This window comes from Pectinatus frisingensis (genome assembly GCF_014076555.1).
GTDB classification, from domain to species: Bacteria; Bacillota; Negativicutes; order Selenomonadales; family Selenomonadaceae; genus Pectinatus; species Pectinatus frisingensis.
This window is the reverse complement of sequence record NZ_CP045424.1, coordinates 1,224,876-1,242,087: the sequence shown is the minus strand read 5'-3', so window position 1 is coordinate 1,242,087 and position 17,212 is coordinate 1,224,876. Positions and strand designations below refer to the sequence as shown.

Sequence of the window (17,212 nt, the reverse complement as noted above, 5' to 3'; positions counted from 1 at the left end):
TATTCCCCCATATAACTGACGACGCATTATAAACACACATCATCAGATGTTGTTAAAGATTTACTTTTTCAGCCTATTCGCACCGTTCCCTTTCCCAGCAGCTCTTCTATAGTGCTGATAGTTTCAATATTTCCATCAATCCAGTACTGTTGCTGTGTCTTTATCTTCCTATTATTTGAAGAAAAATAAAAACATACCACATGATTTCCATGATGATTCATTAATATATCTTTTAATTTCTGTAATGATTCATGATTTTCCTGCATGGCATTTATTTGTATCCAAAATGTTTCTTCATATTTTTCCAAAGACATAATTTTAGCGGCAATCACTTTAAACCCTTCATCCAATAAATTTACCCGGCCCGATACAATTACAGGTTCCTCTTGAATTATTGAATTGACTGAATCGTAGAATACGTTGGGAAAAACCACAATTTCAACAGTTTGAGAAAAATCTTCCACCTGCATTATACACATAGTATCACCCTTGCGCGTAGTCATTTTTTTAATACCGGTTATAATACCGGCAATACGCACATGAGCATTTTCCGAAACTTTTTCTTCAATCAGCTGAGCTGCTGATTTTATATGCTTTAATTTAGAGCGATATAAGTCGAGCGGATGCCCCGTAATATAAAATCCCGTTATTTCTTTTTCCCAATTCAGCCTTTCCAGCAATGGCAGTTCATCCATATCCGGCAGTTCTATTTTTTCCTGTTCAATCGGTGTCTCTCCAAATAATGATAATTGTCCGCTATCAGCGTCTTTGCGTTTTATTAAAGCCGTATCAACCAATTGATCAAGAACTGTCAAAAGCTGTGAACGTTTATTTCCAAAGGAATCAAAAGCTCCGCATCGTATTAAATACTCCAAAGTACGTTTATTGACGACTCTGCTGTCGACACGACAGCAAAAATCCATTACGGATTTAAACAAGCCATCTTTCTCACGAATGGTAATTATGTCATGCATTGCGGTTTCACCAACATTCTTAATAGCTGCCAAACCAAATCTGATACCACCTATTTCAACATCAGCTGTAAATGACGCACCGCTTAAATTTATATCTGGCGGCAAAATCTTTATCCCCATATGCTGACATTGCTCAATATAATTCTTAATTTTATCAGCATTTGCCATAAAACTAGTCAACATTGCCGCCATAAATTCATATGGAAAATGTGCTTTCAAATAAGCCGTTTGATATGCCACCAATGCATAAGCGGCACTGTGCGACTTATTGAATCCATAATCAGCAAAGTTTACCAATAAATCAAAAATTTTTTCCGCCAAATTTTTATTGATATTTTTTTTGGCAGTTCCTGACAAAAAATTTTCTTTTTGTGCCATTAGCACATCATGCTTTTTTTTACCCATAGCCCGACGCAGGATATCAGCCTGCCCCAGGGTAAAACCTGCCAGGACCTGCACTATTTGCATTACCTGTTCTTGATATAATACCACGCCGAATGTTTCTTTCAGTATAGGTTCAAGCAACGGATGCATATATGTCACCTTTTTTTTGCCGTGCCGCCCATTGATAAAATCTGTTACCATTCCACTGCCCAGCGGTCCTGGACGATACAAAGCTACCAAAGGTATCAGGTCAGAAAAATCTTCCGGCTGTAAATCCTTTACCAGCGCCGTCATACCAGATGATTCCATTTGAAACACACCGCATGTATCGCCCCTGCAAAGCATTTCCGAAGTTTTTTTATCATCCAAAGGGATATTGTGCAAATCAATATCAATATTTTTAGTAATTTTGATGTTTTTTATGGTATCACCGATTACCGTAAGTGTCCTGAGTCCCAAAAAGTCCATTTTTAAAAGTCCGAGTTCTTCCACATAATCTTTATCATACTGCGTTACCAGCGTTCCTTCCGACATCTGAACCGGTACATAATCCGTAAGCGGATTACGCGCGATCACTATACCGGCAGCATGTGTCGATGAATGGCGCGGCATTCCTTCAATATCTTTAGCAAAATCGATCAAGCGATGAATTTGTGTATTTTCCTCATAAATTCTATTCAAATCTTTCGATTCTTTTAGTGCTTTATCAAGTGTCATTCCCAGTTCAGCAGGAATCATTTTAGCCACTTTATCAACATCATTATACGGAATATCCATAACTCTGCCGACATCGCGAATAGCACCCCGAGCCGCCATCGTTCCAAATGTTATTATCTGAGCAACATGATCTTCACCATAACGCTGTTTAACATACTCAATAACCTCTTCGCGCCTGATATAACAAAAATCAATATCGATATCCGGCATTGTCACCCGTTCCGGATTCAAAAACCTTTCAAACAACAAATCATATTTTAATGGATCAATATCAGTTATCCCCAATAAATAAGCTACGATACTGCCGGCGGCCGAGCCGCGGCCCGGGCCCACAGCAATGCCATTTTTGCGAGCAAAATTGATAAAATCCCAGACGATCAAAAAATAACTGTCATAACCCATATGATTTATTATGCCCAGCTCATACTCAAGCCTTTTTTTTACAGTATCTGTTATTTTCGCATAACGCCCCGGCAGATTTTTTTCACACAAATCGCGCAAATATTGTTTGTCCGTCATCCCGTCCGGTAAGGGAAACTGTGGCAAATGCAAATGTCCAAATTCAAATTCAACATTACAACGCTCGGCTATTTTCAATGAATTACTGATAGCTGACGGATAAGCAGCAAAAAGTTTCTGCATCTCCTGCGGCGACTTTAAATAATATTCATCACTAAAAAATCTCATTCTATCTGTATCAGCTAAGGTTTTACCAGTCTGGATACACAATAGCACGTCATGAAACTCACTGTCAGACTTATTTAAATAATGAATATCGTTAGTTGCGACCAAATTCAGTCCGTATTCTTCCGCCAATTCGGCTAGAGCAGCGTCAACTTTGGCTTCTTCCGGCAGACCATGGTCTTGTATTTCCAGAAAAAAATTATCCCTGCCAAAAATATCTACGTATTCTTTCAAAACATCTTTCACCCGTATGCTGTCGCCATTCAGGATAGCCTGAGGAATTTCACCGGCTATACAGGCACTTAATGCAATTATACCTTCATGATATCTGCGCAAAAGTTCCTTATCGACACGCGGTTTATAATACATGCCTTCAATATTAGCCAAAGAAACCAATTTTACCAGATTTTTGTAACCTACTGCATTCTCAGCCAACAGTATAAGATGATAATAGCGTACTCCGTTAACTTCAAAATTTTCCTGACGCTTTTTTGGTGCTACATAAACTTCACAGCCAATAATGGGCTTTATTCCTTCAGATTTCGCTGCTTTATAAAACTCAACAACGCCATACATATTGCCGTGATCTGTTATGGCAATAGCCGGCATCCCCATACGTTTGGCAACCGCCGCTAATTTTTTTATCCGGCTTGCCCCGTCAAGCAAGCTGTACTCAGTATGCACATGCAAATGTACAAACTGTTCTTGATTATTAATTTCCTGCATATATTTATTTACCTCTGATTTTATCTGCTGTTATTTCTAAGCTTATATTTAGTATTTTATCATATAGCCAATTTTTAGGAAATGGCGGGTAAGATTCCTGCTATGTTGACTTTCCGCATCAGTGCCTTTATAATAAAAAAAGTTTATAACTTAACAAACAAATCTGCTTATGACACAGAATAGTAAAGCTGCGATATCTTTCAGAGAGCCGTTGGACGCTGCAAACCGGCATTTATCCAGTTTGAACTCACTGCTGAGGCTTCCGGAAAACCGGCGTTGATAGCGTTAATATACAAAGTGGACAGTTTACTGTCAATCAGGGTGGTACCGCGACATTGTCGTCCTTGGCTTTTGCCAGGGATTTTTTTATTTTAAGGAGGAAATCAAATGGACAAATATTGCCCACAGGAAATAGAAAAAAAATGGCAGGATCAATGGGAAAAAAGGGGCATCTATAAAACAGAAGATAATAATACCAAAGAAAAATATTATGTATTGGAAATGTTTCCTTATCCATCCGGCAATCTCCATATGGGACATGTGAGAAATTATTCAATTGGTGATGTTATCGCTCGTTTTAAAACAATGCAGGGATTTAATGTCCTTCATCCCATGGGATTTGATGCATTCGGTATGCCAGCCGAAAATGCCGCTATAAAACATGGCGTTAAACCTGCTGATTGGACATACTCCAATATGGACAATATGATTCGTCAGCAAAAGCGTATGGGACTTTCTTATGATTGGAGTCGGCTCGTACAAACCTGTTCTCCCGACTATTACCACTGGACACAATACTTATTCGAAGTATTTTATAAACAAGGCCTTGCCTACAAGAAAAAAGCCACTGCTAACTGGTGTGATTCCTGTAAAACCGTTCTTGCCAATGAACAGGTTATCGACGGACGCTGCTGGCGCTGTGATTCTCCGGTAATAAAAAAGGATCTGGAACAATGGTTTTTCAAAATAACCGATTATGCCGATACGCTGCTTAAAGATTTAAAAAAACTGCCTGGCTGGCCTAATCGGGTCAAAACAATGCAGGATAATTGGATCGGCCGCAGTGAAGGTGCCGAAATAAATTTTGCCATTCCTGACTTTGATGAACAAGTGACGGTCTATACCACAAGACCTGATACAGCTTTCGGCATAAGTTATATGGTGCTGGCTGTAGAACACCCATTGGTCGGTAAACTCATAAAAGGCCGTAAAAATGAAGCTGAAATCCGCAATTTTATCGATCGTGTCCACAACCAAAGTGAACTTGAACGTACTTCCGATAAATCAGAAAAAGAAGGTATATTTACCGGAGCTTATGCTATTAATCCATTCAATGGTGAAAAAGTACCTATCTGGGTTGCCAATTATGTACTATTTGAATACGGGACTGGTGCTGTCATGGGCGTTCCTACCCATGACAGCCGTGACTGGATGTTTGCCGGAAAATATAATCTTGGCAAAAAGATTGTTATAACTGACAATGACAATACTTTAGCAATTGACAATATGACTGATGCCTATACCGATGACGGTATATTGATAAATTCGGGTGAATTTACCGGAATGAATAACCGCAAAGCCATCCCAGCCATGATTGACTGGCTGGAAAAAAATCATTGCGGCAAACGGCGGATAAATTATCGCCTGCGTGATTGGCTGATATCACGGCAGCGTTATTGGGGCGCTCCGATTCCTGTAATCTACTGCAAAAAATGCGGCACAGTACTTGTTCCTGAAAAAGATCTTCCGGTAAAATTACCGGAAGATGTAAAATTTGATCCGGGAGTAGTCTCTCCACTGGCCCACAGTGAAAAATTCGTAAATTGTATCTGTCCACACTGCGGTGGCCCAGCTAAACGGGAAACCGATACCATGGATACGTTTATCTGTTCTTCATGGTATTACATGCGTTATGCCGATGCCAGGAACAATCAAGCTCCTTTTTCTAAAGAACTTGTCAATAAATGGCTGCCTGTCGATCAATATATCGGCGGCATTGAACATGCTATCTTACATCTTTTGTATTCTCGTTTTTTTACCAAAGTATTAAAAGATGCCGGAATGGTAAATTTTGATGAACCATTTACCAATTTACTTACTCAGGGCATGGTAATAAAAGATGGTGCAAAAATGAGCAAATCGATTGGCAATGTTGTCTCCCCAGAAGAAATAATCGGTAAATATGGTGCTGATACTGCCCGCCTATTTATATTGTTTGCCGCACCACCGGAACGTGATCTGGAGTGGAGTGATCAGGGTGTCGATGGTGCCTGGCGTTTCTTAAACCGCGTTTGGCGTATTATCTTACATTATGCTGATATAGTCAAAGAAAACAAACTCATTGATACACCAACGCTTAACAACGATGAAAAAGAACTGCGCCGTATTCTTCATATTACAATACAAAAGGTCACTGAAGATATCGCTGAACGATCCAATTTCAATACGGCAATCAGCTCTATCATGGAACTGGTTAATGCTTTTTATGCCATAAAGGATAAACCTGTCCAGGCCGGACTGATAAATGAAACAAGCACCTCACTATTACTTTTATTGGCACCTTTTGCCCCGCATATTACCGAAGAATTATGGCACAGGATCGGCAAATCGGGCAGTATCCATAAAGCTGCCTGGCCAAACTGCGATATCAAAGCTACACTTGCTGACAAGGTAGAAATAGTTATCCAGATAAACGGCAAAGTGCGTGACAAAATTACTGTCGCTGCGCAGGCCGGAGCAGATGAACTCAAGGAACTTGCTATTCAGCTGCCGCGAATTCACGAACTTACTAAAGGTAAAACTATCATCAAAGCCATCTGTATTCCTAAAAAACTTGTAAATATAGTTGTAAAATAATTTTTTTATACTTTAACAACAATGGACTCCCATCTATTCAACGACGATGAGGAGTCCATTTGTATTTAACCGAATTTTTCAGTCAATAATTTTATAATTTGACCAATCCCTGCAATAAAAATTATATTCATAAAGTGCAGCAAATCCCATATGTGAATATAATGAAAGTGCATTTTCATTTTTACTATGAACAATCAAATAAGCTGATTTGGCATTTTGTGTCATACCATAGCTAAAAACAGCTTTGCAAATAGCACTGCCTATTCCCCTGCAACGATAATCATTGTCCACATGCAAATCGTATATACCAACATACCCACGTTCAACTGTCCCATAACCACAGCCTATTATTTTCCCATTGACAGTTACTTTTACAAAAATAGATTCAATAGCAATATTTTTCAGATTTTGACAATGAACAGTTATTAATTCTGGCAAATTTATACCTGAAAGTCTGACCGATGCGTTTAACCATTCACGATCAGGTCGATGCATGCAGCTTAATCCTGCACAGCTGTTTGATTTTTCATATTCCAGCTTACGATACATGACCTGCACTGTCTTTACATTATGATAATCATGTGATAATAAAATATCATCAAAACCCTCTTGCAACGCAGGTGTGACCTTAAAAACTGATGGTAATTTATTATCAGCAAAAAGTTTTTCACAAATTTTTATCCTATCATCAATTTTTACTTCTTTTGCATATCGAATAGGACAAACGCAATTAGCACGATAAGTATAATTATTGTTCAATCGCATTACCCAGCCATCCAACAGCACTGTTTTTGATGCCGGAACAGAATTAAGCAATAATTCTTCAATTAACCTGACGTCGCCACTTATTTTTGTCAGCTTCTTTCTCTTAATATTGTTATTAACTGGCTATATTGTTTATCTTTCTTTAAAATAAGCCCGCAGTTCAGTATCATTTTCGGCCGCTTTCAAAGCCAGCATTAATTTAAGGCGCGCTTTTTGCCCGCTGCTTTCACCAGCCAGAATAACACCGGCAGGAATCAGTGACCCCGCACTGCCTTCATAGCTGTATACCGGTGCAACTCGTCCTGCAATTACACGGGTTGCCATGACCACCGGAATATCATGTCGACGTGCCAATTCAATTCCTCTTTTCACTGCCGGTGGTACATTACCGCAGCCAAACCCCTCTACCACTATTCCTTTTACACCTTTTTTGACCAGGCAATCAAACAAAAAACCATCCATACCGGCAGTTACCTTCAATAAATATACATCTTCTTCCAGAGAATCCGTATAAATTTTCTGCTGTTTTGCCCGATGTCGTTTCACTACAACACAATCATCATAAACGTAACCAAGCGGTCCCCACCATGGTGAAGCAAAAGTATCGGTATTAACTGAGTGGGTTTTTGTAACTTCACTTGCCGCGTGTATTTGATTATTTAATACCACTGTTACCCCTTGTCCAATCATAGCCGGGCTTATTGCCGTCCTAACTGCCGCCAAAATATTCCCCGGACCATCCCAGCTCATATCCGATGCTCCCCTCATTGCTCCCGTCAGACAAATCGGTTTTTTTGTATGTGTAGACAAATCCAGCATATAAGCCGTTTCTTCTATAGTATCAGTACCATGTGTAACAATAATTCCCGCAACATCCTTGTCACTGGCTTTTATATCTATTAATTTTGCCAGCTCAAGCATCATCCTTGGTGTAATATGTCCACTAGGCACATTTGAATATTCCACCACCTCAATTTGTACCATATCTTTAAGCGGCGGCACTGCTTCCAAAAGATCTTCCCCGCTCACCGCCGGAATTAATCCACCGGCTGCTTTATCATATTTCATTGCAATGGTACCACCCGTCGTAATAGCTATAACTTTTTTCACCATAATTACCTTCTTATTTGAATATTTTCTATTGCTGTAACATGGGCCCGTTCCGAATGATTTTTTCCGGCAAGATTTTATTTCATAATATTATACATTTTCTTCCAAATAAATTATTTCTCGATTATCATCATATTCAATGAGTTCAGCATATCGTTCCCAACCAATCAGCCATTCTAATTGTTGATGGGCTACGGTTTCACCAAATGTACGCGTTAATAACTCTTCAAAAAACTCTATATTCATCTGCTTATTTGATTTAGACTGCAAAATAGTCAACATTTTTTTTACAAATGGTACATGTTTCAAAAGCTGCCGACGGAAAAGTTTTTTTCTATCCAGTACACTGGCTCGGGCAAATTCCGTTCCATAATCAGTCAGCTCAATATCACCTTCCGTAACCTTAGTAAAATGCAATAAGGTTGACGCTTCTATCAAAGGCAGAAAATCTTCCATATCCATTACAAATCGATCTGCCAATTTATACAGATCCGTTTTTTCATTCAAATCTTCCAGCAACTCCAGGAAACCGGTTAAAGCACCAGCCGAAACAGCAGGAATTATATCTTTTTTTGACAATACCTGAAGCGGTGTAGTTCTATCCTTCTTTTTTGTCATTATTGAATATATTTCATCCACATAAGCAAGAAATTCTGCTGACTTTCTATCCCGCCAACGCGGTAAATCAATATTTATATTTTTAATTATCGTCGCCGGTCCTGATGATAAAATTACCGCTCTATCTGCCATATACACGGCTTCCTCAATTCCATGCGTAATTAATACAATAGATTTTGTAGGTATCTTTTTTTCCAGCCACAATTCCAATAAATCACGACGCAGATTTTCTGCCGTAAGTACATCAAGTGCTGAAAAAGCTTCATCCATCAACAATATATCCGGTTCACTGACCAATGCCCGGCCAATACCTACACGCTGCCGCATACCGCCGGAAAGTTCTTTAGGATAGGCATTTTCAAAACCATCCAACCCAACTATGTCAAGCACCTGCATTGACTTTTCCTTTTTCATTTCCGTACTCATTTTTTTTCGTTCCAAGCCAAGCATTACATTTTCTACGACAGTAAGCCAGGGGAATAATGCAAAAGACTGAAAAACCATTGCCACACCGGGATTAACCCCATGAATCTGCCTGCCAAGATACGACACTGTACCGCTCGTACTGGGAATAAGTCCTGCAATTATACGCAGCAATGTTGATTTGCCTGATCCTGACGGACCAAGCACTGCTAAAAATTCTCCCTCTTTCACTTGGAGATTTATATCTTCCAAAACAACAGAATCATCGCTGCCTTTTATTTTAAACGTTTTATTTATTCCTTTTAATTCCAGTAAATTATCCATTCTTAACTTCTCCTATTCAATCTAAATGATATTTGGTCTGTGCTAAATAATATAATTTATGCCAAAGAAAATGATTTATAAATACTACTATCACACACATAACAGTGAGTCCCACCAAAATTTCATTCCAATTGCCCGATGAAGTCGATGAGTTTATATAAGCACCGATTCCTGATGCCGTCAGAGTAATATCCTTCCAGCTGACCAGTTCTGACACAATACTAGCGTTCCATGCTCCACCGGACGCGGTTATAAGACCAGTTACCAGATTGGGAAATATACTAGGAAGGATAAATGAGCGCCATTTTTTCCAGCCTGCTAATTCAAAAACATCAGCTGCTTCCAATAAATCATTTGGTATACTCATTGCTCCGGCAATTACATTAAATAATATATACCACTGAGTGCCAAGCATCATCAGCAAAATTGACCCATATTCAAAATCTACATTGTACTGGACAAATAAAATAGTAATGAATGGAAAAAGCATGTTTGCCGGAAAAGATGCGGCCATTTGTACTATTGGCTGCATTTTTTGTGATAATTTAGGATTGAGCCCTATTTTAACTCCTACAGGAATTGTCCACAGCGCACCAAGCAGTAAAGCCGTAAAAACACGTCCTGCTGTACATAATCCCAGCATAAAAGCCCCGCTTATTTCAGACATGCCTATATTATACAGCATAGCAGCTGCTTCCATCGCGGGCTTGTATAATAACCAAATAAAAAATATAATTACAATTACTTTGGCTATCCTTTGCCCGGTTAATGCTTCGGGAGTTTTTCTGTACATTTCAGAAACATCATCTATTTTGTCTACCGACCGCATGGCAATTTTATTAACCGACCGGCCCAATGGGACGAATAATCTATGATAAAGCCACTGTACAATAAAAGATTTATACAAAATATTATAAACGAACGATGTAGGTTGAATATCAGACTCAGATAATTCCAACTTAAAACGCTGTCCCCACACTACCAAAGGCCGCCAAAAGAACTGATCCACTAATAAAATCATGACCAGCATCGTTACCATCGCATACAGCATGGCCTGAATATTACCAGAATCAACTGCGACAGCCAAATATGAACCTATTCCCGGCAGATGAATATCTTCACCCAATACACTTATTGCCTCGCTGGCTGCCAAAAAAAACCAGCCGCCGCCAAAAGACATCATGCCATTCCAAATCAATCCTATTGCCGAAATAGGCAATTCAAGATTAATAAATCTCCGCCAGGCGTTGAAATGCAACATTTGCGACGCTTCTGTCAGATCCTTGGGTATAGTAATCAGCGAATGATAAAAACTAAAAGTCATATTCCATGCCTGTCCTGTAAAAATTGCTAAAATAGATGCACATTCCACACCGAACAGACTATGAGGAAACGCTGCCATAAGCGCTGCTATCGTAACCGATAAAAACCCCAAAACAGGTATTGACTGCAAAATATCAAGAATTGGTATCATTATTGCCCCTGCAGATTTAATTTTTGCAGCTATATAACCATAAACCAATGTAAAAATCAAAGAAAAAATAAAGGCAATGAACATTCGCAGTAAAGATCTACCGGCATAATAGGGCAGCATCGCCGGTGAAAGACTTATTTCAAGATGCTCTCCCTGAGAAAAAGGGGCATTCATCCCCATTCCTAATTTCAATATAGCATATAAAATAATAAAAATAATGCAAAGTATTCCTACATCCATTAAAGAAAATTTTCTTCTTGACAGGGATTTGGTAAATATTTCCATAAGGTACCTCCTACGATAATTGTAAATATTTTTTTACCGCCACCAGAGCCATCGTCCATATTTACCACCACCCTTATCAAAATAAATTTTTGTAACTAAATACAAAAACCCTCTCAAAAATCATGAGAAGGTTCCAAAACATCCGCTGCAGATTTCAATCGTCCAAGCTTTAGCACTGCATAACGTAGAGTAAATACTCAGCTATCTCGGGTAATACCTTATTTCGATAACACCTGTCCTACCCCTTGGCATCTCTCGATGTTTCCGGGCAATAGCCTATGTTTATTGCAGGAACCTCACCTAACAAAACTATATTAATTTTCCACTGGCTTATCTTAGCACTATGAATAATAAAATGCAATGTATTTTTCACTATTTACACAAATTTAACGTATTTTATTATGGCTGGCAAAAACCGCTGCAAAAATCAACAGCGGTTTAATTTATATTACTCCGTTCATAAAGTCAGCTTTGTTTTAATACGTTTTACAGCCCTTTTTGTATTTTCCTTATCGCCGAATGCTGTAAGCCGAAAATAACCTTCCCCTGAAGGGCCAAAACCGGCTCCTGGTGTCCCGACAATATTTGCCTCAGACAATAATTTATCAAAAAAGTCCCATGACTTCATATCATTAGGTGTCTTAAGCCAGATATACGGAGCATTGATCCCGCCAAAATATTCTATACCGGCCCCGTCTAATCCCTCTCTAATTATCCTGGCGTTATCCATATAATAATTTATGGTCTGCATTATTTCCTTTTGCCCTTGTTCAGTCACAACAGCTTCCGCAGCCCGCTGAACAATATACGCCGTACCATTGAATTTAGTCGTATGGCGACGATTCCACAATGGATTTAAAGCCTGCTTTTCCCCTGCTTTAGTACGGGCAAAAACTGTTTTCGGTATAACTGTATAACCACAGCGCATTCCCGTAAAACCAGCGGTCTTAGAAAATGATCTGAACTCTATAGCTACATCTCTGGCTCCATGTATTTCATAGATAGTCCTGGGAATATCAGCTTCTGTTATATAATAGGCATAAGCAGCATCATATAAAATAACAGCATCATTTTGTCTGGCATATTCTATCCATTTTGCAAGCTGTTCTCTGGTCAAAGTTGTCCCTGTAGGATTATTAGGGCAACATATATATATCATATCAACATGCTGTTTCGGTATTTTAGGAACAAAATTATTATCCGCCGTGCATGGCATATATACCACATTGGAAAAAATTCCCTTAGTTTCATCATAGCCGCCCGTACGTCCAGCCATAACATTAGTATCAAGATATACCGGATAAACCGGATCTGTTATCGCAATAATATTATCAGTACCAAATATTTCCTGAATATTGCCGCAGTCACTTTTTGCCCCGTCACTAACGAAAATTTCATCAGGTGCTATATCAGCTCCGTGAGCATGATATACTGTTTTAACAATCTTTTCCCGTAAAAAATCATATCCCTGTTCCGGTCCATAACCACGAAATGTACTGGCATCAGCCATTTCATCGACTGCTTTATGTAAGGCTTTAATTACCACGGGTGCCAGCGGTTGTGTAACATCGCCGATACCTAAACTTATAATATCAGCTGAAGGATTCTTGTCTTTAAAAGCTTTTACACGACGAGCTATTTCGGCAAATAAATAACTGCCCGGCAATTTCAAATAATTTTCATTAACTACTGTCATCAGCCTGCACTTCCTTATTTTAAATTTATCAATATGCAAAAAAAGCTGTCCATAATCCAAATTATGTACAGCTTCTTTGCATCTAATATTATTTTACTGATTTTCCTTTGCCACTGCAACTAATTTTGTAAAAGCGACAGCATCATTAATTGCCAAATCAGCCAGCATCTTGCGGTTTACTTCAACATTTGCCTTGGTCAATCCATAAATCAAACGGCTATAAGACATTCCATTGATACGGGCTGCTGCATTAATGCGGGCAATCCATAATTTACGAAAATCACCTTTTTTAGCGCGGCGATCTCTGCGGGCATAATACAACGCCTTCATTACCGTTTCATTGGCCTTTTTAAACTGTTTACTCTTAGAACCTTTATAACCTTTAGCTAGCTTTAATATTTTTTTATGGCGCGCATGTGCAGTAACGCCTGTTTTAACTCTTGGCATTTATCTTTCCTCCTGAAATTTTATATTAAGCGTACGGAAGCATTCTGCGGACGCGATTATGATCAGCAGCTGTAATGATAGCAGCTTTTCTCAAATTACGTTTACGTTTGGGTGATTTCTTTTCCAAAATATGGCTTTTAAAAGATTTATTGCGTTTGTATTCACCTGTACCGGTAGCAGTAAAACGTTTAGCTGCCGCACGGCGTGTTTTCATTTTTGGCATTATTAATTTCCTCCCTTAATCTGTTTTGGAACCAAAATCATTATCATATTTTTGCCTTCCAGCTTAGGAGCACGCTCAACAACAACGGACTCCGACAATGCATCGGCAACTTTAAGCAAGAGTTCACGGCCTAATTCCGGGTGAGAAAGTTCCCTGCCACGAAACATAATTGTGACTTTTACTTTATTACCATCATTTATAAAACGTAAAGCATTTTTCGTCTTGACATCAAAATCATGCTGTTCAATGTTAGGGCGCAGCTTTACTTCTTTCATCGTTATGATTTTCTGTTTTTTACGTGCTTCTTTTTCACGTTTCTGCTGCTCATAACGATATTTACCAAAATCCATAATTCGGCACACCGGTGGCTTTCCCTTAGGAGCCACCTCTACCAAATCCAGATGAGCTTCTTCTGCACGTGCTAACGCCTCTCTTATAGGCATTATCCCCAGCTGATTACCACTAACGTCTGTTACACGTACTTCGCGTACGCGGATTTCTTCATTTATCCTCAAGCTATCTTTACTAATATCAAATCACCTCTTTATAAAAATATATACCAAAAAAAGGGCGGCACACAGCCACCCTTCTATCCGTCAATATCAACCTGACTGACTATACATCATCAGGTGAGAAGCGGTGGCTCCTGCTTAAACAACGATAGTAGTATATCATATACCTGATGCACTGTCAAATTATATTCGAATAATATAAAATTTCTTCATAATTTTTTCACTAATTTACACTATATTTAAAATAATTATAGTTTTTAAACATCTACTTATGCTATAATAAATGACATAAATATACTTAACTTATAAAACTATACCATATTTATCACGTCCATGACAAGGGATTATTTTATAGTACCAAGCAGACTGTCTGCGCTAAATAACAGTTAGATACAATTAGAAATCACCTTGAAATTTATATCATGCGACCGATTTAGGAGGAGCAAAATGGAACTCAAACAACTGGAATATTTTCAAATGACCAGTAGATTAAAAAACATTACCCGGGCCGCTAAACGGCTGCGCGTATCTCAGCCCAATATTACGGTGGCCATAAAAAAATTAGAAGCAGAACTGAGTATACAGCTTTTTGATCGAAGCCAAAAACAATTATCACTGACCCCGGAAGGCGCAGTTTTCCTTAACAGGATATCTTTGGCATTGCGTAATATCCAAGATGCAGTGCTGGAAGTAAATGATTATAAGCAATTGCAAAAAGGTACTATAAAAATTGGCATTCCTTCAATGATTGGTGCATTTTTATTTCCTAAGATTTTTTCCAGTTTTCAAAAAAAGTATTCTAACCTGGATATTTATTTATACGAAGAAGGGTCAATGACCATCCGCGAACAAATAGACCGTGACGAACTGGATTTCGGCATAGTTATTTTATCCGGTGCTTCGTCCAGTTTAGAGCTTTTACCCATGTCACGTAACCAGTCCGTTGCCTGTCTGCCTTTAAACCACCCCTTAGCTCAAAAAGAATCAATTGCTATAAGTGATATTGAAAATCAAAACATCATTATGCTTAAAGACGGTTCTTATCTGCGTAATCTATTGCTGCAGAAAATGTCCAGCGAAAATATAAAAGCCAATGTTGTTTTAGAATCAAACCAAATAGAAACAATAAAAGGATTAGTAGCCAGTAATGTGGGTATGGCATTTTTACTGGATTTTGTTGTAAAAGATGCTAAAAACATAAAAGTCCTTCCATTTGAAAACCCGATATTCGTTGATGTTGGCCTGGCATGGAAAAAAGACCGTTACATATCAAAAGCAGCCCAATCTTTTATTGAATTTTGTCAGGATACATTAAAATAATTTATTTATAAGACATCTTTGATTTTAATGACCGTTTTTTTAAGAATAAGAGGCAGCAGTAAAAATTAAAATTTTTACTGCTGCCTCTTATTCTTACTCTAACTTTTATTCAACATCGATAAATTTATCCCAATCATAATATCGATGGCATATTCCCCCTATTTAACGGTGCCTAAGTCAAAACTTCTTCTCATCCACCAATTCGTACTGCACTACCCTTGCAGATACTCGGATCCAACAGAATGAAATGCATGCTTGCAATTAGTGGATTCCTTGCAATCAAAACGATGTTCACATTCTTGTTTGTAACAAACCATTTTCTGAGCGCTGTTTTTTTGGTAATAACGCACTACATTCACGTTTTTTTGTAAATTCAGACAAAATGGTTTTTCATTAATAAAAGTCTGCTTAGCCATAATTACACATCCTTTCATGATAGCTTATATTCTACTATTTTCGACAGTTATAAACTATATCCTCCTCAAATTCTTATTTTTTATAATTTTTTTTAGTATATAATAATTATAATTTATTGATTATGGCAAAAGCATTTTAAAAATTAATAATATATATAGTAAAAATACTATGTTTTTATATAATTATACTATTTTACATCTATATATTCAGCTGATAGAATATTGCCTATAACAATTTAGGAGTGATTACTTTTATGCATAATAATATCAGAGGTATCCTTTACACATTCATTTTTGCCATTCCGGCTTATTTTTTAGGCAATTTATTTCCCATCATCGGCGGACCTGTCTTTGCAATATTATTAGGCATACTAGCCGCCGGATTTAAACGGCCTGCAACTTTTGAACCGGGTATAAAGTTCACGGGGAAAAAAATACTGCAATATTCCATAATACTGCTTGGCTTTGAAATGAATTTATTTAATGTCCTTAAAATAGGTTCTCATTCTTTTTATGTAATGATTTTTACATTACTTACGTCTTTCGTCGTTGCCTGGTCAATTGGCAAACTGCTCGCACTTGATCGCTGCACCACCACATTGATCGGAGCAGGAACTGCTATCTGCGGCGGTTCGGCAATAGCCGCCTTAGCCCCGGTCATTAACGCCGAAGACAAAGATATTGCTTTTTCGATTTCCACAATTTTCCTTTTTAATGTTATTGCCGTATTTCTTTTTCCTTTTCTAGGGCACTTAATAGGTATGTCAGACACCGGTTTCGGTATGTGGGCCGGTACAGCTATCAACGATACTTCCTCTGTTGTAGCTGCCGGTTATTCTTATAGTACTGCTGCTGGTAGTTATGCCACTATTGTAAAATTGACCCGGGCATTGATGATTGTTCCCGCCTGTGTGTTTTTCGCTGTTCTTACCACCCGCTGTAACAAAAAAAGCAGTAATTTTAATTTTTATAAAATATTTCCCTGGTTTATTTTATGGTTTATCGTTGCTTCAATTATTAATACCATCGGTATTATTCCGGAAAGTATAACTCATTTGCTTGGATCGGCAGGCAAATTTTGCATAATTTTAGCGATGAGTGCAATCGGGTTAAATACAAATCTTCATTCATTGGTCAAAAATGGCTTTCGTCCTATTTTACTCGGATTGTGTTGCTGGTTTGCAGTTGCTGCAGTCTCTCTCGTTGTTCAACATGTTCTTGGATTGATATAAGCCCTGTAAAAAATTAGTGCAGTAAC

General features: G+C 38.2%; 13 protein-coding genes, 1 riboswitch and 1 other annotated feature. Of the genes, 3 read left to right on the top strand and 10 right to left on the bottom strand.

The window, feature by feature from the left end; genetic code table 11:
- Positions 1-68 precede the first annotated feature (68 nt).
- A complete protein-coding gene (locus tag F8M42_RS05780) occupies positions 69-3,485 on the bottom strand; it encodes a DNA polymerase III subunit alpha (RefSeq protein ID WP_182188390.1) in 3,417 nt (1,138 codons plus the stop codon).
- 159 nt (positions 3,486-3,644) lie between these two features.
- Positions 3,645-3,834 (top strand) — a binding site (T-box leader).
- A gap of 38 nt (positions 3,835-3,872) precedes the next feature.
- Here F8M42_RS05780 and leuS point away from each other — a divergent pair.
- Positions 3,873-6,341: a leucine--tRNA ligase gene (gene leuS / locus F8M42_RS05775; protein WP_182188389.1), complete on the top strand. Its 2,469-nt coding sequence runs from the start codon at positions 3,873-3,875 to the stop codon at positions 6,339-6,341.
- 78 nt (positions 6,342-6,419) lie between these two features.
- Here leuS and F8M42_RS05770 read toward each other — a convergent pair whose 3' ends face one another.
- The 8 genes from F8M42_RS05770 to infC form a co-directional block, all read right to left on the bottom strand.
- On the bottom strand, positions 6,420-7,157 hold the full coding sequence (locus F8M42_RS05770; RefSeq protein WP_182188388.1) for a GNAT family N-acetyltransferase: 738 nt from the start codon (positions 7,155-7,157) through the stop codon (positions 6,420-6,422).
- An 81-nt stretch (positions 7,158-7,238) separates the two neighbouring features.
- Positions 7,239-8,219: an asparaginase gene (locus tag F8M42_RS05765; RefSeq protein ID WP_182188387.1), complete on the bottom strand. Its 981-nt coding sequence runs from the start codon at positions 8,217-8,219 to the stop codon at positions 7,239-7,241.
- 87 nt (positions 8,220-8,306) lie between these two features.
- Positions 8,307-9,581 (bottom strand): ABC transporter ATP-binding protein, encoded by a 1,275-nt coding sequence (locus F8M42_RS05760; protein ID WP_182188386.1) that lies wholly within the window; start codon positions 9,579-9,581, stop codon positions 8,307-8,309.
- Between the two features lie 16 nt (positions 9,582-9,597).
- On the bottom strand, positions 9,598-11,340 hold the full coding sequence (locus tag F8M42_RS05755) for an ABC transporter permease (RefSeq protein WP_182188385.1): 1,743 nt from the start codon (positions 11,338-11,340) through the stop codon (positions 9,598-9,600).
- A 146-nt stretch (positions 11,341-11,486) separates the two neighbouring features.
- Positions 11,487-11,655, bottom strand: a riboswitch (M-box (ykoK) riboswitch).
- A gap of 142 nt (positions 11,656-11,797) precedes the next feature.
- Positions 11,798-13,036 (bottom strand): LL-diaminopimelate aminotransferase, encoded by a 1,239-nt coding sequence (locus tag F8M42_RS05750; protein WP_182188384.1) that lies wholly within the window; start codon positions 13,034-13,036, stop codon positions 11,798-11,800.
- A 93-nt stretch (positions 13,037-13,129) separates the two neighbouring features.
- Positions 13,130-13,483, bottom strand: a complete 354-nt coding sequence (gene rplT, locus F8M42_RS05745; RefSeq protein WP_182188383.1) for a 50S ribosomal protein L20 — start codon at positions 13,481-13,483, stop codon at positions 13,130-13,132.
- 25 nt (positions 13,484-13,508) lie between these two features.
- A complete protein-coding gene (gene rpmI / locus F8M42_RS05740; protein WP_182188382.1) occupies positions 13,509-13,706 on the bottom strand; it encodes a 50S ribosomal protein L35 in 198 nt (65 codons plus the stop codon).
- A gap of 2 nt (positions 13,707-13,708) precedes the next feature.
- Positions 13,709-14,221 (bottom strand): translation initiation factor IF-3, encoded by a 513-nt coding sequence (gene infC, locus F8M42_RS05735; RefSeq protein ID WP_182188381.1) that lies wholly within the window; start codon positions 14,219-14,221, stop codon positions 13,709-13,711.
- Positions 14,222-14,665: 444 nt separating this feature from the next.
- Between infC and F8M42_RS05730 the strand changes: the two genes are divergently transcribed.
- Positions 14,666-15,538 carry a LysR family transcriptional regulator gene (locus F8M42_RS05730; RefSeq protein WP_182188380.1) on the top strand — a complete coding sequence of 291 codons (873 nt, stop codon included), beginning with the start codon at positions 14,666-14,668 and terminating at the stop codon, positions 15,536-15,538.
- Positions 15,539-15,750: 212 nt separating this feature from the next.
- On the opposite strand, the gene F8M42_RS05725 is transcribed toward F8M42_RS05730, so the two are convergent.
- Complete coding sequence (locus F8M42_RS05725; RefSeq protein ID WP_182188379.1) at positions 15,751-15,954, bottom strand: hypothetical protein; 204 nt, start codon at positions 15,952-15,954, stop codon at positions 15,751-15,753.
- Between the two features lie 254 nt (positions 15,955-16,208).
- Between F8M42_RS05725 and F8M42_RS05720 the strand changes: the two genes are divergently transcribed.
- Positions 16,209-17,186 (top strand): YeiH family protein, encoded by a 978-nt coding sequence (locus F8M42_RS05720; RefSeq protein WP_182188378.1) that lies wholly within the window; start codon positions 16,209-16,211, stop codon positions 17,184-17,186.
- Positions 17,187-17,212 lie beyond the last annotated feature (26 nt).